This is a genomic window from Pantoea sp. JZ29, assembly GCF_035190385.1.
In the GTDB taxonomy this organism is placed as follows: Bacteria; Pseudomonadota; Gammaproteobacteria; order Enterobacterales; family Enterobacteriaceae; genus Pantoea; species Pantoea stewartii.
Genome location: NZ_CP045241.1, coordinates 3108451 through 3133377 on the forward strand (window position 1 = coordinate 3108451; position 24927 = coordinate 3133377).

Genomic DNA, 24927 nt, shown 5'->3' on the forward strand with positions numbered 1-24927 from the left:
TTCCGCTATGCTGAGCCTGTGAAATTTACAGGGAAATGTTCATGGCCTCACTGCTTCTGATTGACGATCATCCACTGGTTGAAGTGGCGCTGGACGCGGCACTCTCGCAATCGCCTGTCCCCATTCAGCTTATTTCGGCCAGCAGCGAGCACGCCGCTCGCCCTTATCTCCAGCTTCCTCCGGATATCATTGTGCTGGATATCGGCCTGCCCGATGGCGACGGACTGGAGATTCTGCGCCGCCTGAAAGTGCACTTACCCGATTGTCCTGTACTGATCTATTCTGCCCAGCAAAGCAGCCACTACATCCGGCGTGCGCAGGCGCTGGGGGCGGCGGGTTATGTGGTGAAAAGCCAGCGGATGGCGCATTTACTCAGTGCCATTCTTGCCGTACTGGGCGGCCAGTCAGCCTTTCCTGAAGGCCACAGCAGCGAACCCGAATTACCGTTAACCAGTAAAGAGCGCCAGGTGCTGGCGTTGCTGGCCAGCGGCCTGTCCAACCTGCAAATTGCCGAACAGTTGCATATCAGTAATAAAACCGTCAGTACGCATAAAAAGAATATTCTGGAAAAAACCGGCGCGCGTTCTGTTGTCGAGCTGGCCGATCTGTGGAAAGCACAGCAGTGATACGCTGGTTACTTCTCCTGCTCCTGCTGGCGCCGCTGGCCCAGGCCGACGTGCGTCCGGTCAGCAGTATCAATCTGCCTATGATGATGCCGGTAAAAGGTGCAGAGCTGATGCAGGGCAAAGTGGTGCGTGTGGGCCTGCTGGATGAGAATACGGCGCCCTGGGCCATGCATGTGGGCAACGATCTGTACGGGATTGACGCCGATTATCTGGCGGCGCTGCACCAGTTAACCGGGGCGCAGTTCTCCCTTCACCTCTATGCCACCCAGCCGGCTCTGCTGAGCGCCCTGCAGGCGGGGCAGATTGATTTTGCGTTAGGCATGCTGGCCCCGCCCTTTCCTGCGGGCGCCGTTGCCAGCGACAGCTGGTTTAGCAGCCCGTTACGTATTTACCGTAATCAGCAGAACCAGCGTGCCGTCATGTTTAACAGTGATAATGCACAACTGGCGATCAGCGAGCAAACCCTGGCACAGCTTCCGCCTGCGCTGGCTGCCCGCCACCACTGGCGCACCTACGGCAGCGATCTTCAGGCGCTCTACACGCTGCTCAATCAGCAAAACGACTATGTGGTCGCCGATGAAACCAGCGCGGGCTTTTTGCTGAGTCAGCTACAGCAGGGACAAATTTACCAAATCGCGTCGGGGATTGATGCCGGGCAACTGACTCTGCGCGCGGTTTCCCGCGATCCCGCGCTGATTGCGTGGCTGAATCAGAGCCTGCGCCAGTTACCCGCAGAGTTGATGAGCACGTTACAGGCGCGCTGGAGCAGCAGCCTGCCGCGGTATCAGGACACACAAACGCTGATGCTGAGCGCCAGCGAGCGGGAATGGATAGCAGCCCATCCCCAGGTTACCTACGCCGCTGAAGCCGATAACTATCCCTGGAGCTATCGCGACAGCAACGGCACGCCCCGCGGTTACGGTATCGATCTGCTCAATGCGGTCGCACAGAGCACCGGTTTACGTTTTACGCCGCACTGGGTCAGTAATCCGCAACAGGCGGCCACGCTGCTGGCACAGCATCAGGTGATGTTACAGCTGATGCAACCGCTCAACGGTGAAACCCAAAGCACCAGCCTGCCCGTCTGGCGGGCACTCTGGGGTATTTACAGCCGCCAGCCCGCAGCCGGCTCTCACTGGAGCGATCTGGCAGGCAAACGTATTGGTATCCTGCAGGATGATCTGGCCCAGCGCCTCGTCCCTGACACCATCCCGGTTCAGCGCTTTGCGGATCGCAACAGCCTGTACGACGCGCTGGCTACCGGTCAGATTGACGCGCTGGTCGATAACGTCCTGTCTGCGCGCTGGCGCATTGCCAGCCGTAACGATCCCCACATTCATCTGGCTTTCGCGGCCAGCGATATCGCCTGGCCTGTGGCCATCGGAGTGGCACCTGATGAGCCTGTTCTGCGTGGGCTGCTGGATCGCGCGTTACAGCAGATTCCCGTCGATACGCAAAACCAGATGCGCGATCGCTGGTCAATGCCGCCCCAGCCCGGCAGCGTGGGCGCGATGCGCGTGCTGCCCGTCGCGGTGTTGGCGGCGGCAGGCGTTGCTATTGTCGTGTTACTGCTGTTACTGGCCCGGCGTTACTGGCAGCAACGGCGGGATCGCCAACAGCGCGAACAGGCGGAACACGCGAATGCCATGAAGAGCCAGTTTTTAGCGACGGTCAGCCATGAGCTGCGAACGCCGATGCAGGCGATCCTGGGGCTACTGGAGCTGGAAAAACAGCAAAGCAGCCGTGAAAACCTGCAGCTTCTGTACCAGAGCGCGCAGTCCCTGATGACGTTGCTGAATGATTTGCAGGATCACGCGCGCATTGAAAACAACAGTTTCACCCTGTCGCCCCGCTCACTGGCACTGGCACCCTGGCTGGCGCAGCAGCGCCATTTCTATCATCCGCTGATGCGGCCGGATGGCCCGCATTTACAGGTAGAGGCCCTGACGCCGCTGCCTGACGCGGTGATGCTGGATGCGGACCGCCTGCAGCAGATCGTCAACAACTTAGTGACCAATGCCTTTAAATTCACCCGGCACGGCCTGATCCGCCTGACGCTGTCGGCTACAGACAAATTGCAGTTAACCGTCAGCGACAACGGCAGCGGGATTCCCCCTGAAGAACAGCCCAGACTGTTCGATCCCTGGTACCAGGCCCCGTCGGGCAAAGCGCTTTCCGTTCAGGGCAGTGGCCTGGGGCTGTTTATTTGTCGGGAAATGGTGCAGCGCATGGGCGGTGAGATTCACCTGCATTCTCAGCCCGGCAAAGGCACCGAGGTCACACTTATCCTGCCGCTGATTCCCTGCGATAGCGTCACTGAGGGTGATCCGGCCACGCTGCCAGGTTTTCCGCAACTGCGCGTGGCCGTAGTGGATGATCATCCGACAAACCTGATCGTGATGCAGCAGCAGCTGGCGCGCTTTGCGATTCAGGCGGACTGTTTTGAGCAGGGCCGCGACCTGTTGCTGGCCGATGCCCGGCGCCCTTACGACCTGCTGTTTATCGATCAGATGATGCCGCGCCCGGACGGTATGCTCCTGCTGCGCGTGTTGCGTCGTCGCCAGCGTCAGCGAGGCGGAAGGCCGTTGCGGGTGCTGTGCTCTGCTGATGCGCAGTTACTGAATGTACAGACTGAGCCGCATGAACGGGTGCTGATTAAACCGGTACAGCTACAGGATATCAGCGACCTGCTGACCGCCTTCCATGACGATCCGCTGGCCGCGCTGGATAACAACCTGTGGACACTGGCGCAGCAAAACGAGAACTATCTTAGCCGACTGGGCAAAACCTTACGTGATACCGTGGAGAAAGACATGGCACAACTGCGCGCGGCCATTGCCAGCGGTGACGAAAGACAGTTAGCCGAGTCCGCGCATCGCCTGAAAGGAAGCTGGCTGCTGATTGGCATTGATGAGGGCGTAGCGCTTTGTCAGAAGTTGACCGATCGCGCCAGACAGCATCACAACATCTCAGCAGAGTGGCAATTGCTGATATCATTGACCGAAAGATTACTACATAAACTGGACACGTATGGCACACACCCACTCTCATAGCGGTCAGGACACTAACCGTACGCGGCTGATGGCCGCGTTTGCCGTGACGGCACTCTTTATGGTGGCAGAAGTGATTGGCGGCTGGCTGTCGGGCTCGCTGGCGCTGCTGGCCGATGCCGGTCACATGCTGACCGATACCGCCGCCCTGTTAATGGCCTTACTGGCGGTTCAGTTTGCCAAACGCAAACCCAATGAACGTCATACCTTTGGCCTGCTACGTCTGACCACGCTGGCCGCGTTTGTAAACGCCCTCGCCTTAATCGGCATCACCATTTTGATTGTCTGGGAAGCGGTGGAACGGTTTACCCATCCGCAACCCGTCACAGGCGGCCTGATGCTCGGCATTGCGATTGCCGGCTTGCTGGCGAATATTCTGTCTTTCTGGTTGCTGCATCACGGCAGTGAAGAAAAGAACCTGAATGTGCGGGCGGCTGCGCTGCACGTCATGGGGGATTTGCTTGGCTCGGTGGGCGCGATTGTCGCCGCGGTGATTATTCTGTTTACCAACTGGACGCCCATTGACCCCATCTTATCCATCGTCGTGTCGATGCTGGTGCTGCGTAGCGCCTGGTCGCTGCTGCGGGAAAGTTTACATGAGTTGCTGGAAGGCGCGCCTGCGTCGCTGGATGTGAAGAAACTGCGGCGCGATCTGAAGCGGAACATTCCCGAGGTGCGCGATGTCCATCATGTACATGTCTGGCAGGTGGGCGAGCAACCGATCTTAACGCTGCACGTCCAGGTCATTCCACCGCGCGATCATGATGGCCTGCTGCGCCGCATCCACACGTACCTGCATGACCATTATCAGATTGAGCATGCTACGGTACAGATGGAGTTTCAGCCCTGCGTGGGCCCTGACTGTGAGCTGAACGGACAGGTCATTGAAGAGGGCCATCATCATGGCGGGCATTCGGATCATGCTGCTGAAACGTCCCATCAGCACAGTGATCATTCACCTCACCACAGTGACCACGTTCATCATCACAGCCATCATCACTAAGCCGAGAGCGCACGCGAACCCTGTTTGCGTGCGCTGATGATCCACATGCGTGAGCCGTTCAGCGCAATTAACGTCAGAATGGCGTACTCCAGCGACATCGCATACACCCCCTGACGGGCAAACACCATCACACTGATCACGTTGATGACCACCCACAAAAGCCAGTTTTCAACATACTTCCGCGTCATCAGCACCATTGCCACAATCGACAGCACCATCAGGCAGGCATCCCAGAAAGGGAAGGCGTCCGGCTGCAACGTCGGCATCGCCACCGTAAAACCCAGTGCATTCATCAGGGCCACCGCGGTACGGGTGAGAAAGGCAAACACCGGATCGATGTAGATCGTCATCAGCCCCACCGCTATAACGCAAACCGCCGCCCAGCCAATGGCCTTGGGCAGCGGGAGCCAGCGAATCGTTAACGCCGCCTGGTTATCAATGGTTTGTCGGCTCCAGGCGTACCAGCCATAAACGTTAGCCGCAAAAAAGAACAGCTGTAACAGCAGGCTGGCATAGAGCTGAATCTGAAAAAATATCACCGCAAACAGCGTCACGTTTATCAGGCCGAACGCGTAGTTAGCGATTTTCTCCAGGCTGGCCAGCCAGATACATAACAGGCCCGCCAGGGTGCCAACGGCTTCAATCCAGGACAGATCGTACCCGGTCGCGCCCAACGGGATGTGAACTAAAATGTTTTGCGTGCTAAAAAAATCCATATCAGGCACCTGTCAACGACGCGGATTACGCGTTTCCTTTCACGTTATGTTTGAGGTCTGCTGCAAAGGATAGCATACGGTTTAGCGGCCCCAGCGCGGCCTCGCGCAGCGCCGCGTCTACGTGGATCTCATGAGCACGCCCACCCGACGTCAGCGCCTCGGCAATGGCCTGCAGTCCGTTCATCGCCATCCAGGGACAGTGCGCACAGCTTCGGCAGGTTGCGCCCTCACCGGCGGTGGGCGCTTCCAGCAATATTTTGTCAGGAACCGCCTGCTGCATCTTGTAAAAGATGCCGCGATCGGTGGCGACGATCATCTGCGGATGTGGCAAGGTTTTTGCCGCCTGAATCAGCTGGCTGGTTGAGCCTACCGCATCGGCCAGATCCACAATCGCCTGCGGCGATTCGGGATGAACCAGCACTGCCGCATCCGGATACAGCGCTTTCATCCGCTGCAGCGCCTGAGTTTTGAATTCGTCGTGGACGATGCAGGCGCCCTGCCAGCATAACACGTCGGCCCCGCTTTTTTGCGTAACATAGCGCCCGAGATGCCGATCCGGTGCCCAGATGATTTTTTCCCCCAGGCTGTCCAGATGTTCAATCAGTTCGACGGCAATGCTGGAGGTGACAACCCAGTCGGCGCGCGCTTTTACCGCTGCAGAAGTATTGGCGTATACCACCACCGTCCGGTCAGGATGCGCATCACAGAAGGCCGTAAACGCCTCAATCGGGCAGCCCAGATCCAGCGAGCATTCGGCCTCCAGCGTCGGCATCAACACGGTTTTCTCCGGGCTGAGAATTTTGGCGGTTTCGCCCATAAAGCGCACGCCGGCCACCAGCAGCGTAGTGGCGGGATGCTGGCTGCCAAAACGCGCCATTTCGAGCGAGTCAGAGACGCAACCGCCGGTTTCTTCGGCTAAGGCCTGGATGTCAGGATCCGTGTAATAGTGCGCCACCATCACGGCGTTACGGGCTTTCAGCAGGGCTTTAATTTTTTCCCGGTAAAGCGTTTTTTGCTCGTCACTCAGCCGGGCGGGTTTAGGAGGAAAAGGATACACCGCATGTTCAGGATCAAAGATTGCGCTCATGACACCGCTCTCGTTCTGTAAAATTAACGAAAATAGCCGTTTCTGGCTTAACAGGACGTAAATACCGCCATCGTGTTTCATATGCTAAACACGATAGCGAAAAAGCAGCAGCCTGTCGCGTTTTATTTGGTCATGACGATGCAGAAAGCCCCACCAGACCGGGCTGAGGGGCTTCCAGTTGAAGCAAAAAGGCTTTGACCGTCAGGCCACCGGCAAATCCCGTCAGTTTTCCATTGGCCCCAATGACCCGATGACACGGTGCCACAATGGACAACGGATTTCTGCCGTTAGCAGCACCGACGGCACGTACCGCTGCCGGATGCCCAATCTGCTCGGCGATCTGGCGGTAACTGCGGGTTTCGCCAAACGGAATAGAAAGTAGCGCCTGCCAGACTTTTTTCTGAAATGCTGTGCCGTCCATATCCAGCGGTAAGTCAAAAACGCGGCGAGTGCCGGCAAAGTACTCACGTAACTGCGTTTCGGTTTCGCGTAAAACAGGATGATTATCGTCGCGCTCACGCGGCGACAACCGGGGATGTCTGCGCACTTCGTCCTGCCATAAAATGGCCGCCAGACCGCGATCGCTGGCGATCAGCGTTAGTTCGCCCACCGGCGTTATCACAGGTTTGCAGTAATACATGCTGTTCCCTCCATCACATTGCTGTCTGGCATTATCGCATTTTCGCCACGCGAAACTGGCTGTTTTCGGTCATTACAATAAACTGTTGTGCTGTCCGAAAACAGCCAGTCAATATCCAATGCCCGCGCTACGCTGTCGCTCTTTGCCGGAGAAAAACCATGTTTGATTCAGATACCGCTTACCAGGCACTGACCTCGCGTGATACGCGCTTCGATGGCGTGTTTTTTGTCGGCGTGACCTCAACCGGCATTTACTGTCGCCCGATTTGCCCGGTGAAAGCGCCAATGCAGAAAAACTGTCTGTTCTTCAACAGCGCTGAGGCGGCAGAGAAAGCGCATTTTCGCCCTTGTCTGCGCTGTCGTCCGGAGCTGGCACCCGGCAACGCCCCCGTGGACAACGCCCACCGCGTGGCCGACCGACTGGTGCAGCGCATTGAAGAGGGCTTGCTGGAAGCCCACAGCGGCCTGGATGCGATTGCTGCAGAGTTTGGCATCAGCGCCCGTCAGCTGCGGCGCATTGTGCAGCAGGAGCTGGGCGTCACGCCACTGGAGCTTAAACAGACACGTCGTATGCTGCTGGCTAAGCAGCTTCTGACCGAAACCACGCTGCCGGTAACCGAGATCGCTTACGCCAGTGGATTTGGCAGCTTACGGCGCTTCAATGACGTGTTTCAGGCGCGCTATCGCATGACGCCGGGCGCACTGCGCAAAAGCGGCAACCTGTCGCCGCAACCTGCAACGGACACAATGCGGTTACGCCTCAGCTATCGTCCGCCTTACGACTGGCAGGCGATGCTGGACTTTTTACGCCTGCGGTTAATGAACGACATTGAAGCCGTTGATGGTGAAACCTACCGCCGGACGGTGGCGCTGGGCGAATACCGGGGTTGGGTCAGCATTTCGCATCTCCCGGCAAAGCAGGCGCTTCAGGTTGAATTCACCCGCTCTCTCACGCCTGTGCTGCCTGCCCTGCTGCGTCGGCTGCGCGACCTGTTTGACCTGAATGCTCAGCCGCAGCGCATTGCCGAACACCTGCAACAGGATCCCCTGCTGGCGCAAAGTATTCAGGATTACCCCGGCCTGCGTGTCCCCGGAGCATTTGACAGTGTCGAAATGGGCGTACGCGCCATCCTGGGCCAGCAGGTCACCGTTAAAGCCGCCACGACGCTCAGCAGCCGCTTTGCTCAGGCATTTGGTGAACCCTGCACCACGCCGTTCCCTGATCTGTCGCGCTATTCTGCGCAACCCCAGCGCATTGCCCAGGCTACGGTCGATGAGATTGCCCGCCTGGGCATTGTCAGTGCGCGCGCCAGAGCGATTCTGGCCTTTGCGGCCGCCTGTAACGAGGGCAGCCTGCGTTTCAATGCGACGCTTTCGCCTGACGACATCATGGCGCGCCTGGTGGCCTTACCGGGCATTGGCCCCTGGACCGCCCACTACATTGCCATGCGGGCGCTGCGCTGGCCGGATGCCTTCCCGAAAGAGGATATCGCCGTGCGCAATAATCTGGGGGGATTAACACCCAAAGCGGCAGACGCGCGCTCACAGGTATGGCGTCCCTGGCGCAGCTACGCCGTGATGCATATCTGGAAAAGCCTGTCACCGGCCAGTGCGAAGTAAGCAGCCCGTTGTCCTGAAAAGAAATATCACGCCTCGCCTCTAAACTCCTGGCCTGCTCAACCGATAACCAATTTGGCTTAACATCGTTGACATGGGCAGGAGGCAGAGGTCATGGGGTTGCGGTTAGAAAATACAAAAATTTCGCACAAACTCAGTTTAGGATTTGGACTCGTTTTGCTGTTGGTGGTGGGATCGGGCGCGGTAAGCATCGCGCGTTTTAAAACTATCCATGACGTTTATGAACAGAGCAACCTGATTTACGACATTAACATTGACGTGTTTCAGGCTAAGGTTAACCGGCTGAAACTGCTGTATGGCGATGAGAAAGCGGGGAAAGTGATGGCGGATTATATCGCCCATGCCGCTCAGCTGACGCATGATGCCCAACAGTACCAATGGCTGCCCGAGGAGGAAACACAGCTCCAGGATATCGCCAGCCAGCTCAGCCACTTTCAGGCCAGCATCAGCGCAATGACCCAGGCCATGCAGTCTCTGGCAGAAACGGGTAAGCAGCTCGATCAGCGCAACATGCAGAGCCAGTCAACGCTGTACGAAGCGTTGATTAAAACCCAGATGACCGATGCCAGTGCACTGTTTCAGCAACTGCTTGCAATCAGCCAGCTGCGCGATCAGCTTCAGTTACTCCGTTATGATCCCGCTCATGCCAGCGCGATTCAGTCGCAGCTCACACCGCAGGTCAACGCCATCCAGACCGCCCTCACCACCCTGCTACCGCAATTACCTCCCGATGCTCAGGCTCAGCTCAACGCGCTGTGGAATGCAACCCTTGAGGTTAAGCAACTCAGTGAACGTTACGCGGAAGGCTTTCTGGCCCTCAGTCAGGCGGAGAACGCGGTGAAGGTCGATGGCGATAAGAGCAGTGCTATCCTCAAAACGCTTCTGCAGCAGATGAAGGTAGAAAACAGCGACCTGACCAGGAGTTCTGTTAACCTGACGCTGTTGACGGTTGGCCTTGCTGTGCTGCTGGGCATGTTGATTGCCTGGCTGATTGGCCGACAGATTACTCATCCCGTCAGAAAGAATTTATGGCTGGCGGAGCGCATTGCTAAGGGCGATTTAAGCGCCGATATCAAACCGGCGGGCCGTGATGAGCTGGGCAAACTGGCTGGCGCGATGGGCGCGATGAATCAGCGTCTGCGGACAATGATTCTGGAGGTCCGCGACAGCGTGCTCACGCTGTCGCAGGCGGCGAGCAGTATTAACAGCGACAACCACACGCTCTCGTCCCGCACAGAACAGCAGTCCGCCGCCGTGGTGCAGACGGCTGCCAGCATGGAACAGTTAACCGTTACGGTGAAGCACAACGCAGATAACGCGCGCCACGCCAGCCAGATTGCTGCTGAAGCGTCTAAAACGGCGGAGCAAGGCGGTGCCGCCGTCACGGAAGTCGTGCAAACCATGGGCGATATTTCTGCCAGCTCGAAGAAAATCGCCGAGATCACGGCCGTTATCGACAGTATTGCTTTCCAGACCAATATCCTGGCTCTGAATGCCGCCGTGGAAGCGGCACGCGCTGGCGAGCATGGCCGGGGGTTTGCGGTCGTCGCCAGCGAAGTACGTAACCTTTCGCAGCGCAGTGCGCAGGCGGCGAAGGATATCGATCAGCTGATCAGCGCATCGGTCAGTCAAATCGCGGAAGGCAATAACCGCGTTGCGCGCGCGGGCGAGAGAATGGGACAGGTAGTTCAGGCGATTTCCCGTGTGAATGACATCGTGGGTGAGATCTCTTCCGCCTCGGATGAGCAAAGCCGTGGCATTGAGCAGATTGCGCGTGCGGTCTCAGAACTGGACAGCACCACCCAGCAAAACGCCTCGCTGGTCTCTGCCTCTGCCCTTTCAGCCACCGCGCTGGAAGATCAGGCGCGCCGACTTGAAACGCTGGTCAAACAGTTTAGCCTGGAACCCGGTCAGACAGCCGCACGCTAATCCGGCTGACGTATTACGCCCTATAAGCGCCTGTCGGGCGCTTTTTTTATGGCAGATGATTAGATCCGCCTGCGTGACGCCCGCTCGACGGCACGCTGCCGGACAGGAACAGTGCGGACGCGGGGTGTTGTGCCCTGACGGGAGTACGACAGATTTTGCGGCCCCGTGGGCCTCGCCCTGCGGGTGATGCTGACGCATCAGCCTGAATCGCAACGCGATTCAGTCGAACCTGCTGCAGGTTCTCATCATGCACGTTTGACTGTAATGCCCCATAAACGAAAAGCGCGCCCGTGGGCGCGCTTTTCTGTATTGGTGGGTAGTGCAGGATGGCCTTCGGCCCCGTGGGCCTCGCCCTGCGGGTGGATGCTGACGCATCAGCCTGAATCGCACCGCGATTCAGTCGAACCTGCTGCAGGTTCTCATCATGCACGTTTGACTGTACTGCTCCATAAACGAAAAGCGCGCCCGTGGGCGCGCTTTTCTGTATTGGTGGGTCGTGCAGGATGGCCTTCGGCCCCGTGGGCCTCGCCCTGCGGGTGATGCTGACGCATCAGCCTTAATCGCACCGCGATTCAGTCGAACCTGCTGCAGGTTCTCATCATGCACGTTTGACTGTAATGCCCCATAAACGAAAAGCGCGCCCGTGGGCGCGCTTTTCTGTATTGGTGGGTCGTGCAGGATTCGAACCTGCGACCAATTGATTAAAAGTCAACTGCTCTACCAACTGAGCTAACGACCCGCTCGGGGCTTACAACCGCTCAAACACATGTCTGCATGCTGCCTGAGAATAAGATGGTGGGTCGTGCAGGATTCGAACCTGCGACCAATTGATTAAAAGTCAACTGCTCTACCAACTGAGCTAACGACCCATCTTAATGGTTGTGAAGCAATACTGAAGGTTCTCTTGGGGAACAGCGTCCTGCGGGAGATGGTGGGTCGTGCAGGATTCGAACCTGCGACCAATTGATTAAAAGTCAACTGCTCTACCAACTGAGCTAACGACCCATCTTCAGGCTTGCCAGACACATTTGCAATGTGTCCCGGCAACGGCGGCATATATTACTGATTTACCGAGGTAGCGCAACCCTTATTTTCTGTTAAGGGGTTCAATTGCCTACCTTTCATGCGGCAAGACCAGAAATCCATCGATATCCGGTCAAACCTGCACAAATTACATACCAGACAAGCGTTTTTGTGCCTGCTTAGCAGATTCGGTGTTCGGGTAAAGTTTGATCACCTGCTGATAAACGGCTTTGGCTTTTGCCGTGTCGTTTTTCTCTTGCATGATCACGCCAACCTTAAACAACGCTTCAGCCGCCTTGGGGGATTTTGGATACTGCTTCACCACCGTGGCGTAATAATACGCTGCGTCGTCTTTTTTACCTTTGTTATAAAACAGCTGCCCCAGCCAGTAATTGGCATTCGGCTGATACGTCGAGTCCGGGTAACGCTTCACCCACGCCTGCAGCGCAGTGATGGCCTGATCGTACTGTTTTTTCTCCAGAATGAGCGCAACAGCAGCATTGTAATCGCTGTTAGCATCGCCACTCTGAACAGGCGCACTGCTGCCGGCTGCGGCCGCACCTGCATCGTTGCCCGCTGTCGCAGCGCCCGCAGCCGCATTGTCACCGGCACCCGCGGCAGGCTGACTGGCATTGCTGCTGTTATTGCTGCTCAGACTGTCGATCTGTTGATAGATCTGCTTCTGGCGCTCAATAACCTGATTCAGCTGATAGGTATTTTGCTGGATTTCCCCACGCAATGAGTCGATATCCCGCTGGTTATCACTCATCTGCTGCTGCAGTTGCTGCATCAGCTGTGCCTGGGCATTGGAGATTCTTTCGAGACTGGTGACACGGTCTTCGACCGAGCCGGAGCCAACGCTACTGATTGACGCTTGGGCATGAGCGGCCCAGGGGGCCGCTACGCCAATCAGTAACGACAGACTCAACAGGTGATGTCTGAAGTTACTAACCATGTGATTCTCTTAGTAGACCAGTACGGCACGACGGTTTTTAGCGTAAGCCGCTTCGTCGTGGCCCAGAACAGCTGGTTTCTCTTTACCGTAAGATACGATAGACATCTGATCCGCAGACACGCCTTTACCTTGCAGGTACATCTTAACGGCGTTAGCACGACGCTCGCCCAGGGCGATGTTGTACTCTGGCGTACCGCGCTCATCCGCATGACCTTCAATGGTCACTTTGTAAGACGGGTTGCTACGCAGGAAGTTAGCGTGCTGATCCAGCATCTGAGCGTAGTCAGGCTGAACATCGTATTTGTCCAGACCGAAGTAAACGATGTTGTTCTGTTGCAGCTGTTGCATCTGCAGACGCGCCTGCTCATCAGAAGACATGTTGCCGTTGTTCATACCAGAGTTAGCACCGTAAGCGCCGTCAGCACCTGCGCCAGACTGGTCGTTGTTGTTATTTTTGTGTGAGCTACACGCCGCAACTGCCATGATTGGCAGAGCCAGCATTAAACCCTTCAGTACTTTGTTCAGTTGCATTTGAAAATTCCCATTATTGTTTATTTTTTTGTAATGTCAGAAAGCTCAGACATTACAGGTACGGCGACCAGGCAGGAAATTTGACCTGTCCATCAGTTGCCGGAAGACGCGCTTTGAAACGACCGTCGGTTGAAACCAACTGCAACACAGAACCCATGCCCTGAGTCGAGCTGTAGATTACCATGGTGCCGTTTGGAGCCAGGCTCGGCGTTTCATCCAGGAACGTGTCCGTTAACGTTTGAACGGCTCCCGTTACCAGATCCTGTTTGGCGACGTGTTGAGCACCGCCACTGGTGCTAATCATCACCATTGATTTTCCATCACTGGCTACATCCGCATCCTGGTTCTGAGCGCCTTCCCAGGTAATGCGCTGTGATGCACCACCATTGATGCTGATTTTGTAGATCTGCGGCGCACCGGCCTGGTCAGAGGTATACGCCAGCGTCTGGCTGTCCGGGAACCAGGTTGGTTCAGTGCTGTTATAGCGACCATCTGTAATCTGACGAATCTGCCCGGAGGCCAGGTCCATAACATAGAGATTCAGACTACCGGTTTTAGACAGGGCGAAGGCCAGCTTGGTGCCGTCCGGTGAGAAGGCTGGCGCACCATTGTGACGCGGGAATGAAGCGACCTGACGGACAGAGCCGTTAGACAAGGTCTGAATCACCAGCGCTGACTTGCCGCTTTCAAAGGTTACATATGCCAGTTTGCTGCCATCGGGCGACCAGGCAGGCGACATCAGCGGTTGCGGTGAACGGTGCACGACAAACTGGTTGTAACCGTCGTAATCGGCAACGCGCAGTTCATACGGGAACTGACCGCCGTTGGTCTGTACCACATAGGCGATACGGGTGCGGAACGCCCCTTTAATGCCGGTCAGTTTCTGGAACGCCTCATCACTGACGGTGTGCGCCGCATAGCGCAGCCACTGTTTCGTAATTTTATAGGAGTTTTGCGCCAGCACGGTACCTGGCGCACCTGCGGTATCCACCAGCTGGTAGGACACCTGATAGCTGCCATCAGCATTCGGCTGAATCTGTCCAACAACCACGGCATCAATACCCAGTGCGCTCCATGCAGCTGGCTGCACTTCCTGAGCACTGGTCGGCTGCTGCGGCAGACGTGAACGATCAAGCGGGTTAAATTTACCGCTGTTACGCAGGTCAGCTGCGACGATACCACCGATATCTTCCGGTGCCGCGCCTGGGCCAGACCATTTAAACGGAACCACACCGATAGGGCGCGCGCTGTTGACGCCCTGGGTGATTTCAATGCGAACCTCTGCATGCAGCACCGCTGCCCACAGCAGGATAAAAAAGCCTAACGTTACGCGAAGAGCTTGCTTCATTTTATCTCCCTTATCTGAACCTGAGTCCGCGATAATTGGCACTGTTCCTGAAAACCACGAGTACAACTAGAGTACGGCAAGCTAACCATAGATCAACCTGCCGCAGGTTACTGCATTATTGCGGTCTGAAACGCATCGGGGCGTTTTTAAACACTTCGTACACCGCTTGTGAAGGCGGTTTCGGAATATGTGCCTGCTTCGCCGCCGCGATAGCGGCCTGGCACAGCGCCGGATCGCCGCCTTCTGATTTAACATCAATCAGCATGCCATCAGGAGCAAGTTTAATACGTAAGTCACAGCTTTTGCCGCTATACAGGTCCGCATCGTAGAAACGGCTCTGAATTGCGCTGGTGATCTGCCCAAGATACGCATTCACATCTGCGCCAGAAGCACCCGCCTTCTTCTGATTACCCTGCCCTGCTGCTCCACCCGACGCGCCGCTTTTCGGTGCATTCTTACCGGACGCTAAGCCGCCCAGCAGGTCATCGACGTCGCTGTCATTGGCGGCATCAGCGGCCGCTTTCGCTTTCGCCTCGGCTTTTGCCTTCGCATCCGCTTTTGCTTTGGCAGCAGCCTCCGCTTTCGCTTTGGCGGCGGCGTCCGCTTTTTCTTTGGCGGCCTTTTCTTTCGCTGCGGCGGCCGCTTTCTCTTTCGCTTCCTGGGCGGCTGCGGCTTTCGCTTCCGCTGCGGCTTTGGCTTCAGCCGCTTTCGCTTCTTTCGCGGCTTCCGCTTTAGCCTGTTTCGCCGCTTCGGCCTTAGCTTGTTTTGCGGCTTCGGCAGCCTCAGCTTTCGCCTGCTGCTCGGCCTGCTTCTTCGCTTCTGCGGCTGCGGCTTTCGCCTCTTGCTCAGCCTGCTTCTTCGCCTCTGCTGCGGCCTTCTTCGCCTCTTCCTGCGCCTTCATCTTTGCGTCTGCCGCGGCTTTCGCCTGTGCATCCGCTTCCGCTTTCGCATCGGCTTTCGCTTTCGCCGCGGCCGCTTCGGCGGCTTTCTGTTGCGCCTCGGCCTGTTTCGCTGCGGCTTCGGCGGCCTTCTGCTGTTCAGCCTGCGCTTTCGCCTGCTGTTTCGCGTCTTCCTGTGCCTGCAGTCGCTCTTTTTCCAGCTCTTTCAGCCGCTGCTGTTCAGCCGCTTGTTTCTGCTGAAGCTCTTCGGCCTGCTGCTGGGCCTGTTTCTGGCGCTGCTGCTCCGCACGCTGACTGTCGCTTTGCTGATTCTGCTGACGGTTATACTGTTCAACCACCGCACCGGGATCGACCATGACCGCTTCTATATCGCTACCGCCACCGCCGCCGCTGGCCTCAATGTGCTCATTAAACGAGCTCCATATCAGCAGGGCGATCAGCACGATATGCAGAATCACCGAAATGATTATCGCGCGCTTTAACTTTTCGTTTTGCTCGGTTGCCTTCGACACACTCGGTTCCCAAAAACGGTTCGACTTTAAATCGGCTGCGTCATCAAACCGACAGATTTAACCCCTGCCTGATGCAGCAGGTTCAGCGCCTTGATGATTTCATCATAAGGTACCTCTTTGGCACCACCGATCAAAAAGACGGTTTTCGGATTGGCTTCCAGACGACGTTGCGCTTCGCTAATCACCTGTTCTGGCGGCAACTGCGGCAAACGATCGTGATCGACGACCATGCTGTATTGTCCCACGCCGGAAACTTCAACAATCACGGGTGGGTTATCATCACTGGAAACCGTCTTAGAATCTGTTGCATCGGGCAAATCCACTTCCACGCTTTGCGTGATGATGGGGGCCGTTGCCATAAAGATCAGCAGCAGCACCAGCAAAACGTCCAGCAGTGGAACGATGTTAATTTCCGACTTTAGCTCGCGGCGACCGCGACCACGCACTCGGGCCATCATTTACCTCTGTTTACTTAGCGCTGTCGCTGGAGAAAGCCTGACGATGCAGGATAGCCGTAAACTCTTCCATAAAGTTGTCGTAGCCCTGCTCCAGTTTATTGACGCGCTGGTTCAGTCGGTTGTACGCCATTACGGCAGGAATCGCAGCAAACAGACCGATCGCGGTGGCGATCAATGCTTCTGCAATCCCCGGTGCCACCATCTGCAGGGTGGCCTGTTTGACCGCCCCCAGGGCAATAAACGCATGCATAATCCCCCAGACCGTACCAAACAGACCGATATAAGGACTGATTGAGCCAACCGTGCCCAGGAAAGGAATGTGGGTTTCCAGCGCTTCGAGTTCGCGATTCATGGAAATGCGCATGGCCCTGCTCGCGCCTTCAACAGCCGCTTCAGGCGCATGATTATTCGCGCGATGTAAACGGGCAAACTCTTTGAAGCCGGCGTAGAAGATTTGCTCGGCACCCGCCAGCTCTTCACGACGTCCCTGACTTTCCTGATAGAGGCGAGACAGTTCAACGCCGGACCAGAATTTGTCTTCAAAGGCTTCAGCTTCCCTTCCCGCCGCATTCAGAATTCGCGTGCGCTGGATGATGATTGCCCAGGAAGCAATCGAAAAGCCGATCAAAATCAACATGATAAGTTTGACCAGAAGGCTCGCCTTCAGGAACAAATCAAGAACGTTCATGTCAGTCACTGCTTGAACTCCGCGACAATAGACTTGGGAAGCGCAATCGGCTTCATTAGGTGTGGGTTGATGCAGGCAATCAGGACCTCTGCCTCATTGAGCACTTTGCCTTCTGCGTTCACGATACGCTGGGAGAATGTCATCGTCGCCCGCGTCATTGATGTCACTTCGCTCTGGATCTCCAGAAGGTCATCAAGACGTGCCGCCGAAAGATAGTCCACCGTCATGCGCCGTACCACAAAAGCAACCTGCTGTTCTAACAGCGCCTGCTGATTGAAATGGTGCTGACGCAGCATTTCGGTACGTGCTCGTTCATAAAAAGCGATATAGCTGGCGTGATAAACCACACCACCGGCATCGGTATCTTCATAGTAGACCCGAACCGGCCAGCGAAACAGCGTTGTACTCACTCTACATCCCGGCCTCGTTTTAAACGTTGCTACTATACGCAAGACAATTAGGGTTGGGAATGGGCTGTCAGAGCCAGGAGAAAATAATTATCAGTTGGTTACAACCGGACGTCATTAATGGAGGTTTCTTGACCAGACGCTGAAGTAAACTCACGCGCCTGGGGTGAAGGGTGACAGGTCGTCAGCGATAAAAGTGACTCAGCGCCCAGAAGAGTACCAGTAAGGCGGGCAATGGCGCAAAGAACGCACGCCAGCGTAAACGGCGCGGACGGAATCCGCTGCCGTGAATAACCCCCGTGCAGACCGCCCAAATCAGTACGATGCCCTGCCATAGCAGGATGCCTTCCGGGCGGGTTGCATAGCGCGCGGGGTCCCATAACAGGCAGCCGGCCAGCCATAAGGCGAGTATCAGAGAAAGGGCCCGGAGCGGGCCCTTATCCATCAGGCGATAACCTGTCTGAATGCCTGTGCGCATTACGACTGGCGTTCCGCGTCGGCGCTGTCTTCGATATGTTCTATCGCCAGCGCGGTGATGATGCCAAAGGCACAGGCCAGCAGGGTGCCGAGAATCCAGGCAAAATACCACATATGTCGTCTCCTTTATTAATAGAGTGCGTTACTGTTGCGCTCAACATGTTCTTTAGTGATACGACCAAACATTTTCCAGTAACACCAACTGGTATAGAGCAGAATAACCGGCACAAAAATTATCGCCGCGAAGGTCATTATTTCCAGCGTCAGCAAACTGGAGGTGGCGTCCCACATGGTCAGGCTGGTGCCGGGAACGGTACTGGACGGCATAATGAACGGAAACATCGCGATGCCGGCGGTCATGATGACGCAGGCCAGCGTCAGCGATGAGCAGAGAAACGCCCAGCCGCCCTTCTCTCCGCGCGAACACATTACGGTCAGTAAGGGCAACACCACGCCCAGAAGCGGGAATAAACACAACACAGGATGCTGCTGGAAATTCACCATCCAGGCCCCCGCTTCGCGCACCACGGTTTTCCCCAGGGGATTAGAAGCAGCGAAGTGATCAAGCGTGCTGGTCACCACATAGCCGTCAATACCGTACCTTACCCAGACGCCAGCCAGCGCGAAACACGCCATCATCACCAGCGCGGCAATCTGCGCCGTGATGCGTGAACGCAGGTGCAGTTCGCCCGTGGTGCGCATTTGCAGATAGGTCGCACCCTGCGTCAGTATCATGGCAACGCTCACCACACCGGCCAGCAGTGCAAAGGGGTTCAGCAGCTGGAAAAAGTTTCCGGTGTAATACAGCCGCATGTACTCGTCGGCATGAAAAGGCACGCCCTGCAGCAGATTGCCAAAGGCGACGCCGATCACCAGCGGCGGGACAAAGCTGCCGATAAAAATGCCCCAGTCCCAGGCACCGCGCCAGTGTGCATCTTCGATTTTTGAGCGATAGTCAAAGCCTACCGGACGGAAGTACAACGAGGCCAGCACCAGAATCATCGCCACGTAGAAGCCGGAAAACGCGGCGGCGTACACCATCGGCCAGGCGGCAAACAGTGCGCCACCGGCGGTGATCAACCAGACCTGATTGCCGTCCCAGTGCGGCGCGATAGAATTGATCATCACACGACGCTCGGTATCGGTCCGGCCTAATACGCGCGTCAGCATCCCGACGCCCATATCGAAACCATCGGTGACGGCAAAGCCCACCAGCAGAATGCCGATTAGCAGCCACCAGACAAAGCGCAGAACTTCATAATCAAACATGGGGCTTCTCCTTATCCACGCACCGGCTGAGCGTTTTTAACGATCTGTTCATGGTGATAGCGCCCTGTTTTCAGGCTGCTGGGCCCCAGACGCGCGAACTTAAACATCAGGTACATCTCGGCCACCAGAAACAGGGTATACAGTCCGCAAATCAGTATCATTGAGAACAGGACATCGCCCACGGTCAGCGTGGAGTTCGCAATCGCGGTGGGCAGGACTTCCCCAATCGCCCAGGGCTGACGACCGTACTCCGCCACAAACCAGCCCGCTTCTACCGCAATCCACGGCAGCGGAATGCCGTACAGTGCGGCTTTGAGTAACCAGCGCTGTTGACCAATGCGATTTCGAATCACACTCCAGAATGACAGTGCAATGACGCCGAGCAGCAGCACGCCGCAAAGCACCATGATACGGAACGCAAAGTAGAGCGGTGCGACGCGAGGAATCGAATCCTGCGTGGCCTGTTTAATCTGCGCTTCACTGGCATCCGACACGTTCGCGGTATAGCGTTTTAACAGCAGACCATAACCCAGGTCTTTTTTGCTGTGGTTAAAGGCATCGCGGACGGCCGGATCGGTATTGCCCTGTCGCAGTTCATCCAGCAGCGCGTAAGCCTTCATACCGTTACGAATTCGCACTTCGTGTTGCGCCAGCAGTTCTTTTAGTCCGGTCACCGGCGTATCGGTCGACCGCGTGGCAATGAGCCCTAAGAGATAAGGGATCTGGATCGCATACTTGTTGTGCTGTGCTGACTGATCGGGCACGCCAAAGAGCGTAAAGGCGGCCGGTGCCGGTTGGGTTTCCCATTCCGCTTCAATAGCGGCCAGCTTGGTTTTCTGTACGTCGCCCATCTCGTAACCGGATTCGTCACCCAGCACAATCACCGACAGCACCGCCGCCATGCCGAAACTGGCCGCGATAGCAAAAGAGCGTTTTGCAAACGCCATGTCACGGCCTTTCAGTAAATACCAGGCGCTGATGCCTAAAATAAACATGGCTCCTGTGGTATAGCCTGCCGCCACGGTATGCACGAATTTCACCTGCGCAACCGGGTTTAATACCAGCTCAGAGAAGCTCACCATCTCCATGCGCATGGTTTCAAAGTTAAACTCAGAGGCGATGGGGTTTTGCATCCAGCCATTCGCTACCAGAATCCACAGTGCCGACATATTCGAACCGATTGCGACCAGCCAGGTCACCGCCAGATGCTGTACTTTACCCAGGCGATCCCAGCCGAAAAAGAACAGGCCCACAAAGGTGGATTCCAGGAAGAAAGCCATTAAGCCTTCAATCGCGAGCGGCGCACCAAAAATATCGCCAACATAATGAGAATAATAAGACCAGTTGGTGCCGAACTGAAATTCCATTGTCAGTCCGGTGGCCACGCCCAGGGCAAAGTTAATACCAAACAACTTGCCCCAGAACTTGGTCATATCTTTATAGATTTGTTTACCACTCAGGACGTATACCGTTTCCATGATGGCCAGTAAAAACGCCATACCGAGCGTTAATGGCACAAACAGAAAATGGTACATCGCCGTTAAGGCAAACTGTAAACGCGACAGTTCGACGATATCTAGCATAAAAACTCCTTGCTCCTCGCATGAACGCCTGAGCCGTGTGGGCCGAATAAGCGTCAGGAACGACTGATTATTGATTCCAGTTTTATCATCGGCAGGTCATAACGCTGTGCGGCCTGAGATGAGGGAGTAGCGGTTAATCTAACCTGGTTAAACATCAACGCAGCGGCGTAGTTCAAACGCTTAACGGGGGATAAATAAAAATTGATGCTTTCCCGTATTTGAACAAACGTTTGTTTATTTTTTTAAAAGGCTGGATTGATGCAGCGCAATTTAAGCGCTTAACGGTAGGCTTTGCTAGCGGTAAAGTTTGTTATATATAAGGGGAAGTTGATCTGGAATAATGAAGCAAAGATAAAAATATGTTCTTAAGCGTTCTTTGTTAAAAAATTGTCTCTTATTAATTTTTAATTATAAAGAAATTTAACTTTGATCCCTGTTTAATAACTTAACGATCCGCGACGACGATGCGGTGGGCTGAATTCATCATAGCAAATAAACGGGGCAATACTTAAATTAATTTAATGGTTATTTCACGTTCTTATTCAATATCTAAAAACGGGCCTGAGGGCAGCGTATTTTTTAAGTGAGTGACAGGCAATCATCCTGCCTGCAATTCGCCCTGCCCGTCCGGCCAGCGCCCTTTTTTCACTACCCACGTTCGTGACCGGCCTTGTGGCTGTGCGGCAATGTTTTGCCAGCCATAAAAAAAGCCACCCGAAGGTGGCTTTTTCAGTGGATGCGATTACTTCGCTGGCAGAACGGCTTTAACAGCATCACCGATGTCAGCCAGGCTGCGTACGGTTTTCACGCCCGCCGCTTCCAGTGCAGCAAACTTCTCGTCTGCCGTACCTTTACCGCCGGCGATGATGGCGCCTGCATGGCCCATACGTTTGCCTTTCGGCGCGGTCACGCCTGCGATGTAGCCCACAACCGGCTTGGTCACGTGATCTTTGATAAAGGCAGCCGCTTCTTCTTCCGCGCTGCCCCCGATTTCACCGATCATGACGATCGCTTCAGTCTGTGGATCGTCCTGGAACATTTTCAGGATGTCGATGAAGTTAGAACCCGGGATCGGGTCACCACCAATACCAACACAGGTAGACTGGCCGTAACCGATATCGGTAGTCTGCTTAACGGCTTCATACGTCAGCGTACCTGAACGCGATACGATACCGACGCGGCCTGGCTGATGAATGTGGCCCGGCATGATACCGATCTTACATTCGCCTGGGGTGATCACACCCGGGCAGTTTGGCCCGATCATGCGAACGCCCGCTTCATCCAGCTTCATTTTCACGGTCAGCATATCCAGCGTCGGGATGCCTTCGGTGATGGTGATGATCAGCTTGATGCCGGCATCGATCGCTTCCAGGATACCGTCTTTACAGAACGGAGCCGGAACGTAGATGACGGTAGCCGTTGCGCCAGTGGCTTCAACCGCTTCACGCACGGTGTTAAACACCGGCAGGCCCAGATGAGTGGTGCCGCCTTTGCCTGGCGTCACACCGCCGACCAGCTGCGTGCCGTAAGCCAGCGCCTGCTCAGAGTGGAACGTCCCTTGTCCGCCGGTGAAACCCTGGCAAATGACTTTGGTGTTTTTGTCGATCAAAATGGACATTATTTACCCTCCGCAGCAGCAACAACACGCTGTGCCGCGTCTGTCAGACTGGTTGCTGCAATGATGTTCAGACCACTGTCCGCCAGTTTCTTAGCGCCCAGCTCAGCGTTGTTACCTTCCAGACGTACCACAACCGGTACGTTCACACCCACTTCTGCCACTGCACCGATGATGCCGTCTGCGATCAGGTCGCAACGCACGATGCCGCCGAAGATGTTAACGAAAACCGCTTTCACGGCGTCGTCAGACAGGATGATTTTGAAGGCTTCCGTTACGCGCTCTTTGGTCGCGCCACCGCCGACATCCAGGAAGTTTGCTGGCTGACCGCCGTGGTGCTTAACGATGTCCATGGTGCCCATCGCCAGGCCTGCGCCGTTAACCATACAACCGATGTTGCCTTCCAGCGCAACATAGTTCAGTTCCCACTGCGTTGCGTGTGCTTCACGTGGGTCTTCCTGGCTTGGATCGCGCATTTCACGCAGCTCTGGCTGACGGAACAGGGCATTGCCATCGGCACCCAGTTTGCCATCCAGACAGATCAGGTCGCCCTGTTTGGTGATGACCAGCGGGTTGATCTCAACCATCGCCAGGTCACGTTCCAGGAACATGGTCGCCAGACCCATGAAAATTTTGGTGAACTGGCTGACTTGCTTGCCGGTCAGGCCCAGTTTGAACGCCAACTCACGGCCCTGATAAGGCTGAGGACCGGTCAGCGGATCGAGCGCCATTTTGTGGATCAGGTGCGGAGTTTCTTCCGCCACTTTCTCGATTTCCACGCCACCTTCGGTTGACGCCATGAAGATCACGCGACGCGTTGCACGGTCGACCACGGCACCCAGATACAGCTCCTGATCGATGTCGGTCGCCGCTTCAACCAGAATCTGGTTTACCGGCTGGCCATTGGCGTCAGTTTGGTAGGTCACCAGACGTTTACCCAGCCAGTTTTCAGCGAAAGCACGGATGTCTTCTTTACTGTTAACTACCTTCACACCGCCCGCTTTACCGCGGCCACCGGCATGAACCTGACATTTAACTACCCACGGGCCTGCACCGATTTTCGATGCCGCTTCTTCTGCTTCACGTGGTGTAGTACAGGCGTAGCCGGTCGGTGCTGGCATGCCATACCGTGCAAACAGCTGTTTAGCCTGGTATTCGTGTAAGTTCATGATGTTCTATCCATTCAGATCTGAAAAGAGTATTGAGGTTGGGCACGCAACGCGTGCCCAGTGATGAATCAGACATCCAGCAGCAGACGCGCCGGATCTTCCAGCATCTCTTTCACTGCGACCAGATAGCCGACAGATTCACGACCATCGATCAAACGGTGATCATAAGAGAGCGCCAGGTACATCATTGGCAGGATCACAACCTGACCATTCACCGCCATAGGACGATCTTTAATGGCGTGCATGCCCAGGATTGCGCTCTGTGGCGGGTTGATGATTGGCGTTGACATCAGTGAACCAAACACACCACCGTTGGTGATGGTGAAGTTACCGCCCGTCAGATCGTCAACCGTCAGCTTGCCGTCACGGCCTTTTACTGCCAGTTCTTTAATTTTCTTCTCGATGTCAGCCATGCTCAGCGCATCCACATCACGCAGAACAGGGGTCACCAGGCCGCGTGGGGTAGAAACGGCGATGCTGACATCAAAGTAGTTGTGGTAAACCACGTCTTCGCCATCAATTGAGGCGTTGACTTCAGGGTAACGCTTCAGCGCTTCCACCACGGCTTTAATGTAGAACGACATAAAGCCCAGACGCACACCGTGACGCTTCTCGAACGCTTCGCCGTACTGCTTACGCAGATCCATAATCGGCTTCATGTTGATTTCGTTGAAGGTTGTCAACATGGCGGTGCTGTTCTTGGCTTCCAGCAGACGTTCCGCGACGCGCTTGCGCAGGCGCGTCATTGGCACACGTTTTTCGCTGCGGTTAGCCACAGGCTGCTGGGCAGGCTGCGCGTCAGATGCCGGTGCCGCGGCTTTGTCTGCCTGCGGTTTGTTCGCCAGATGTTTTTCAACATCTTCGCGCGTTAAACGTCCACCCACGCCGGTGCCTTTGATCTGTGAGGCATCAAGGTTGTGTTCGGCAATCAGACGACGAATCGCCGGGCTCAGCGCATCGTTGCTCTCTTCTTCCAGAGAAGCGGTCTGACGCTGGGCTGGTGTGGATTCGTTGCTGTCGACTTTCGCACTGCTTTCTTTGCCAGCGCTGTTGCCTTCTTTCAGGCGGCCGAGAATCTGACGAGAGGTAACGGTTGCCCCTTCCTCTTCCAGTACGGCTTCCAGCACGCCGTCCGCAGACGCCGGCACTTCCAGAACCACTTTGTCGGTTTCAATTTCGACGATGACTTCATCGCGACTGACTGCATCGCCTGGTTTCTTGTGCCAGGTTGCTACTGTGGCATCTGCAACCGATTCAGGCAGGTCGGGAACGAGAATATCTACGCTACTCATTATCTTTCCTTTT

22 protein-coding genes, 3 tRNA genes and 2 other RNA genes are annotated in these 24927 nt (G+C 55.8%); 5 read left to right on the plus strand and 22 right to left on the minus strand.

Features of this window, described 5'->3' with window-relative positions:
* The first annotated feature begins 41 nt into the window (after window positions 1-41).
* Genes GC090_RS14445 through zitB form a run of 3 tightly spaced genes read left to right on the plus strand, consistent with a single transcriptional unit; the run spans window position 42 to window position 4679 of the window.
* Complete coding sequence (locus tag GC090_RS14445; RefSeq protein ID WP_006118477.1) at window positions 42-626, plus strand: LuxR C-terminal-related transcriptional regulator; 585 nt, start codon at window positions 42-44, stop codon at window positions 624-626.
* Window positions 608-3679, plus strand: coding sequence for a hybrid sensor histidine kinase/response regulator (locus tag GC090_RS14450; protein WP_324020191.1), 3072 nt, complete (start codon window positions 608-610; stop codon window positions 3677-3679). Before GC090_RS14445 ends, GC090_RS14450 begins: the two co-directional genes overlap by 19 nt.
* Window positions 3657-4679, plus strand: coding sequence for a CDF family zinc transporter ZitB (gene zitB, locus GC090_RS14455; RefSeq protein WP_033737748.1), 1023 nt, complete (start codon window positions 3657-3659; stop codon window positions 4677-4679). The genes GC090_RS14450 and zitB overlap by 23 nt, the downstream gene beginning before the upstream one ends.
* On the opposite strand, the gene pnuC is transcribed toward zitB, so the two are convergent.
* The 3 genes from pnuC to GC090_RS14470 all read right to left on the minus strand — a co-directional run bounded on the left by pnuC (window position 4676) and on the right by GC090_RS14470 (window position 7122).
* Window positions 4676-5395 (minus strand): nicotinamide riboside transporter PnuC, encoded by a 720-nt coding sequence (pnuC, locus tag GC090_RS14460; RefSeq protein ID WP_324020192.1) that lies wholly within the window; start codon window positions 5393-5395, stop codon window positions 4676-4678. The two genes, zitB and pnuC, sit on opposite strands and share 4 nt — an antisense overlap.
* A 25-nt stretch (window positions 5396-5420) precedes the next feature.
* Window positions 5421-6482 (minus strand): quinolinate synthase NadA, encoded by a 1062-nt coding sequence (gene nadA / locus GC090_RS14465; protein WP_324020194.1) that lies wholly within the window; start codon window positions 6480-6482, stop codon window positions 5421-5423.
* Window positions 6483-6612: 130 nt separating this feature from the next.
* Window positions 6613-7122, minus strand: a complete 510-nt coding sequence (locus GC090_RS14470; protein WP_006118472.1) for a methylated-DNA--[protein]-cysteine S-methyltransferase — start codon at window positions 7120-7122, stop codon at window positions 6613-6615.
* A gap of 158 nt (window positions 7123-7280) precedes the next feature.
* On the opposite strand from GC090_RS14470, the gene GC090_RS14475 reads away from it, so the two are divergent.
* The gene (locus GC090_RS14475) at window positions 7281-8741 is read left to right on the plus strand and encodes an AlkA N-terminal domain-containing protein (RefSeq protein WP_033737750.1); all 1461 of its coding nucleotides are present in this window, start codon (window positions 7281-7283) and stop codon (window positions 8739-8741) included.
* A 111-nt stretch (window positions 8742-8852) separates the two neighbouring features.
* Entirely contained in the window at window positions 8853-10688 is a 1836-nt protein-coding gene (locus GC090_RS14480; RefSeq protein ID WP_324020196.1) for a methyl-accepting chemotaxis protein, read from the plus strand.
* A gap of 310 nt (window positions 10689-10998) precedes the next feature.
* Here the strand turns inward: GC090_RS14480 and GC090_RS14485 are convergent.
* From GC090_RS14485 to odhB, 19 genes are all read right to left on the minus strand, one after another.
* A non-coding RNA gene (locus tag GC090_RS14485) (RtT sRNA) lies at window positions 10999-11132 on the minus strand.
* 43 nt (window positions 11133-11175) lie between these two features.
* Window positions 11176-11308: non-coding RNA, RtT sRNA (locus GC090_RS14490), on the minus strand.
* A gap of 43 nt (window positions 11309-11351) precedes the next feature.
* Window positions 11352-11427: transfer RNA gene (locus GC090_RS14495), tRNA-Lys, on the minus strand.
* 54 nt (window positions 11428-11481) lie between these two features.
* A tRNA-Lys gene (locus tag GC090_RS14500) sits at window positions 11482-11557 on the minus strand.
* A gap of 60 nt (window positions 11558-11617) precedes the next feature.
* A tRNA-Lys gene (locus tag GC090_RS14505) sits at window positions 11618-11693 on the minus strand.
* A gap of 166 nt (window positions 11694-11859) precedes the next feature.
* Window positions 11860-12666, minus strand: a complete 807-nt coding sequence (gene cpoB, locus GC090_RS14510; protein WP_033739354.1) for a cell division protein CpoB — start codon at window positions 12664-12666, stop codon at window positions 11860-11862.
* Window positions 12667-12675: 9 nt separating this feature from the next.
* Window positions 12676-13197 (minus strand): peptidoglycan-associated lipoprotein Pal, encoded by a 522-nt coding sequence (gene pal / locus GC090_RS14515; protein ID WP_006118469.1) that lies wholly within the window; start codon window positions 13195-13197, stop codon window positions 12676-12678.
* Between the two features lie 52 nt (window positions 13198-13249).
* Entirely contained in the window at window positions 13250-14545 is a 1296-nt protein-coding gene (gene tolB, locus GC090_RS14520) for a Tol-Pal system beta propeller repeat protein TolB (protein WP_033739351.1), read from the minus strand.
* Window positions 14546-14660: 115 nt separating this feature from the next.
* The gene (gene tolA, locus GC090_RS14525) at window positions 14661-15956 is read right to left on the minus strand and encodes a cell envelope integrity protein TolA (protein WP_006118467.1); all 1296 of its coding nucleotides are present in this window, start codon (window positions 15954-15956) and stop codon (window positions 14661-14663) included.
* A gap of 26 nt (window positions 15957-15982) precedes the next feature.
* Window positions 15983-16411: a colicin uptake protein TolR gene (gene tolR, locus GC090_RS14530; protein ID WP_006118466.1), complete on the minus strand. Its 429-nt coding sequence runs from the start codon at window positions 16409-16411 to the stop codon at window positions 15983-15985.
* Between the two features lie 13 nt (window positions 16412-16424).
* On the minus strand, window positions 16425-17111 hold the full coding sequence (gene tolQ / locus GC090_RS14535; RefSeq protein WP_033739349.1) for a Tol-Pal system protein TolQ: 687 nt from the start codon (window positions 17109-17111) through the stop codon (window positions 16425-16427).
* The gene (ybgC, locus tag GC090_RS14540; protein WP_006118464.1) at window positions 17108-17512 is read right to left on the minus strand and encodes a tol-pal system-associated acyl-CoA thioesterase; all 405 of its coding nucleotides are present in this window, start codon (window positions 17510-17512) and stop codon (window positions 17108-17110) included. Before ybgC ends, tolQ begins: the two co-directional genes overlap by 4 nt.
* 181 nt (window positions 17513-17693) lie before the next feature.
* Window positions 17694-17987: a cyd operon protein YbgE gene (gene ybgE / locus GC090_RS14545; protein WP_006118463.1), complete on the minus strand. Its 294-nt coding sequence runs from the start codon at window positions 17985-17987 to the stop codon at window positions 17694-17696.
* The gene (gene cydX / locus GC090_RS14550) at window positions 17987-18100 is read right to left on the minus strand and encodes a cytochrome bd-I oxidase subunit CydX (RefSeq protein WP_006118462.1); all 114 of its coding nucleotides are present in this window, start codon (window positions 18098-18100) and stop codon (window positions 17987-17989) included. The genes ybgE and cydX overlap by 1 nt, the downstream gene beginning before the upstream one ends.
* A 15-nt stretch (window positions 18101-18115) precedes the next feature.
* Window positions 18116-19255, minus strand: a complete 1140-nt coding sequence (cydB, locus tag GC090_RS14555; RefSeq protein ID WP_324020200.1) for a cytochrome d ubiquinol oxidase subunit II — start codon at window positions 19253-19255, stop codon at window positions 18116-18118.
* Between the two features lie 11 nt (window positions 19256-19266).
* Complete coding sequence (cydA, locus tag GC090_RS14560; protein WP_006118460.1) at window positions 19267-20838, minus strand: cytochrome ubiquinol oxidase subunit I; 1572 nt, start codon at window positions 20836-20838, stop codon at window positions 19267-19269.
* A gap of 742 nt (window positions 20839-21580) precedes the next feature.
* The gene (gene sucD / locus GC090_RS14565; protein ID WP_006118459.1) at window positions 21581-22456 is read right to left on the minus strand and encodes a succinate--CoA ligase subunit alpha; all 876 of its coding nucleotides are present in this window, start codon (window positions 22454-22456) and stop codon (window positions 21581-21583) included.
* A complete protein-coding gene (gene sucC / locus GC090_RS14570; protein WP_006118458.1) occupies window positions 22456-23622 on the minus strand; it encodes an ADP-forming succinate--CoA ligase subunit beta in 1167 nt (388 codons plus the stop codon). The genes sucD and sucC overlap by 1 nt, the downstream gene beginning before the upstream one ends.
* Before the next feature lie 68 nt (window positions 23623-23690).
* Window positions 23691-24914, minus strand: a complete 1224-nt coding sequence (odhB, locus tag GC090_RS14575; RefSeq protein ID WP_006118457.1) for a 2-oxoglutarate dehydrogenase complex dihydrolipoyllysine-residue succinyltransferase — start codon at window positions 24912-24914, stop codon at window positions 23691-23693.
* Window positions 24915-24927: the final 13 nt, after the last annotated feature.

Bases quoted from the DNA above. Each gene is read 5' to 3' on its own strand.
- cpoB (WP_033739354.1), bottom strand. From the start codon at position 12,666: ATGGTTAGTAACTTCAGACATCACCTGTTGAGTCTGTCGTTACTGATT.
- cydX (WP_006118462.1), bottom strand. From the start codon at position 18,100: ATGTGGTATTTTGCCTGGATTCTCGGCACCCTGCTGGCCTGTGCCTTT.
- GC090_RS14445 (WP_006118477.1), top strand. From the start codon at position 42: ATGGCCTCACTGCTTCTGATTGACGATCATCCACTGGTTGAAGTGGCG.
- cydB (WP_324020200.1), bottom strand. From the start codon at position 19,255: ATGTTTGATTATGAAGTTCTGCGCTTTGTCTGGTGGCTGCTAATCGGC.
- ybgE (WP_006118463.1), bottom strand. From the start codon at position 17,987: ATGCGCACAGGCATTCAGACAGGTTATCGCCTGATGGATAAGGGCCCG.
- sucC (WP_006118458.1), bottom strand. From the start codon at position 23,622: ATGAACTTACACGAATACCAGGCTAAACAGCTGTTTGCACGGTATGGC.
- nadA (WP_324020194.1), bottom strand. From the start codon at position 6,482: ATGAGCGCAATCTTTGATCCTGAACATGCGGTGTATCCTTTTCCTCCT.
- GC090_RS14475 (WP_033737750.1), top strand. From the start codon at position 7,281: ATGTTTGATTCAGATACCGCTTACCAGGCACTGACCTCGCGTGATACG.
- pal (WP_006118469.1), bottom strand. From the start codon at position 13,197: ATGCAACTGAACAAAGTACTGAAGGGTTTAATGCTGGCTCTGCCAATC.
- tolB (WP_033739351.1), bottom strand. From the start codon at position 14,545: ATGAAGCAAGCTCTTCGCGTAACGTTAGGCTTTTTTATCCTGCTGTGG.
- GC090_RS14480 (WP_324020196.1), top strand. From the start codon at position 8,853: ATGGGGTTGCGGTTAGAAAATACAAAAATTTCGCACAAACTCAGTTTA.
- GC090_RS14470 (WP_006118472.1), bottom strand. From the start codon at position 7,122: ATGTATTACTGCAAACCTGTGATAACGCCGGTGGGCGAACTAACGCTG.
- tolR (WP_006118466.1), bottom strand. From the start codon at position 16,411: ATGGCCCGAGTGCGTGGTCGCGGTCGCCGCGAGCTAAAGTCGGAAATT.
- zitB (WP_033737748.1), top strand. From the start codon at position 3,657: ATGGCACACACCCACTCTCATAGCGGTCAGGACACTAACCGTACGCGG.
- odhB (WP_006118457.1), bottom strand. From the start codon at position 24,914: ATGAGTAGCGTAGATATTCTCGTTCCCGACCTGCCTGAATCGGTTGCA.
- sucD (WP_006118459.1), bottom strand. From the start codon at position 22,456: ATGTCCATTTTGATCGACAAAAACACCAAAGTCATTTGCCAGGGTTTC.
- pnuC (WP_324020192.1), bottom strand. From the start codon at position 5,395: ATGGATTTTTTTAGCACGCAAAACATTTTAGTTCACATCCCGTTGGGC.
- cydA (WP_006118460.1), bottom strand. From the start codon at position 20,838: ATGCTAGATATCGTCGAACTGTCGCGTTTACAGTTTGCCTTAACGGCG.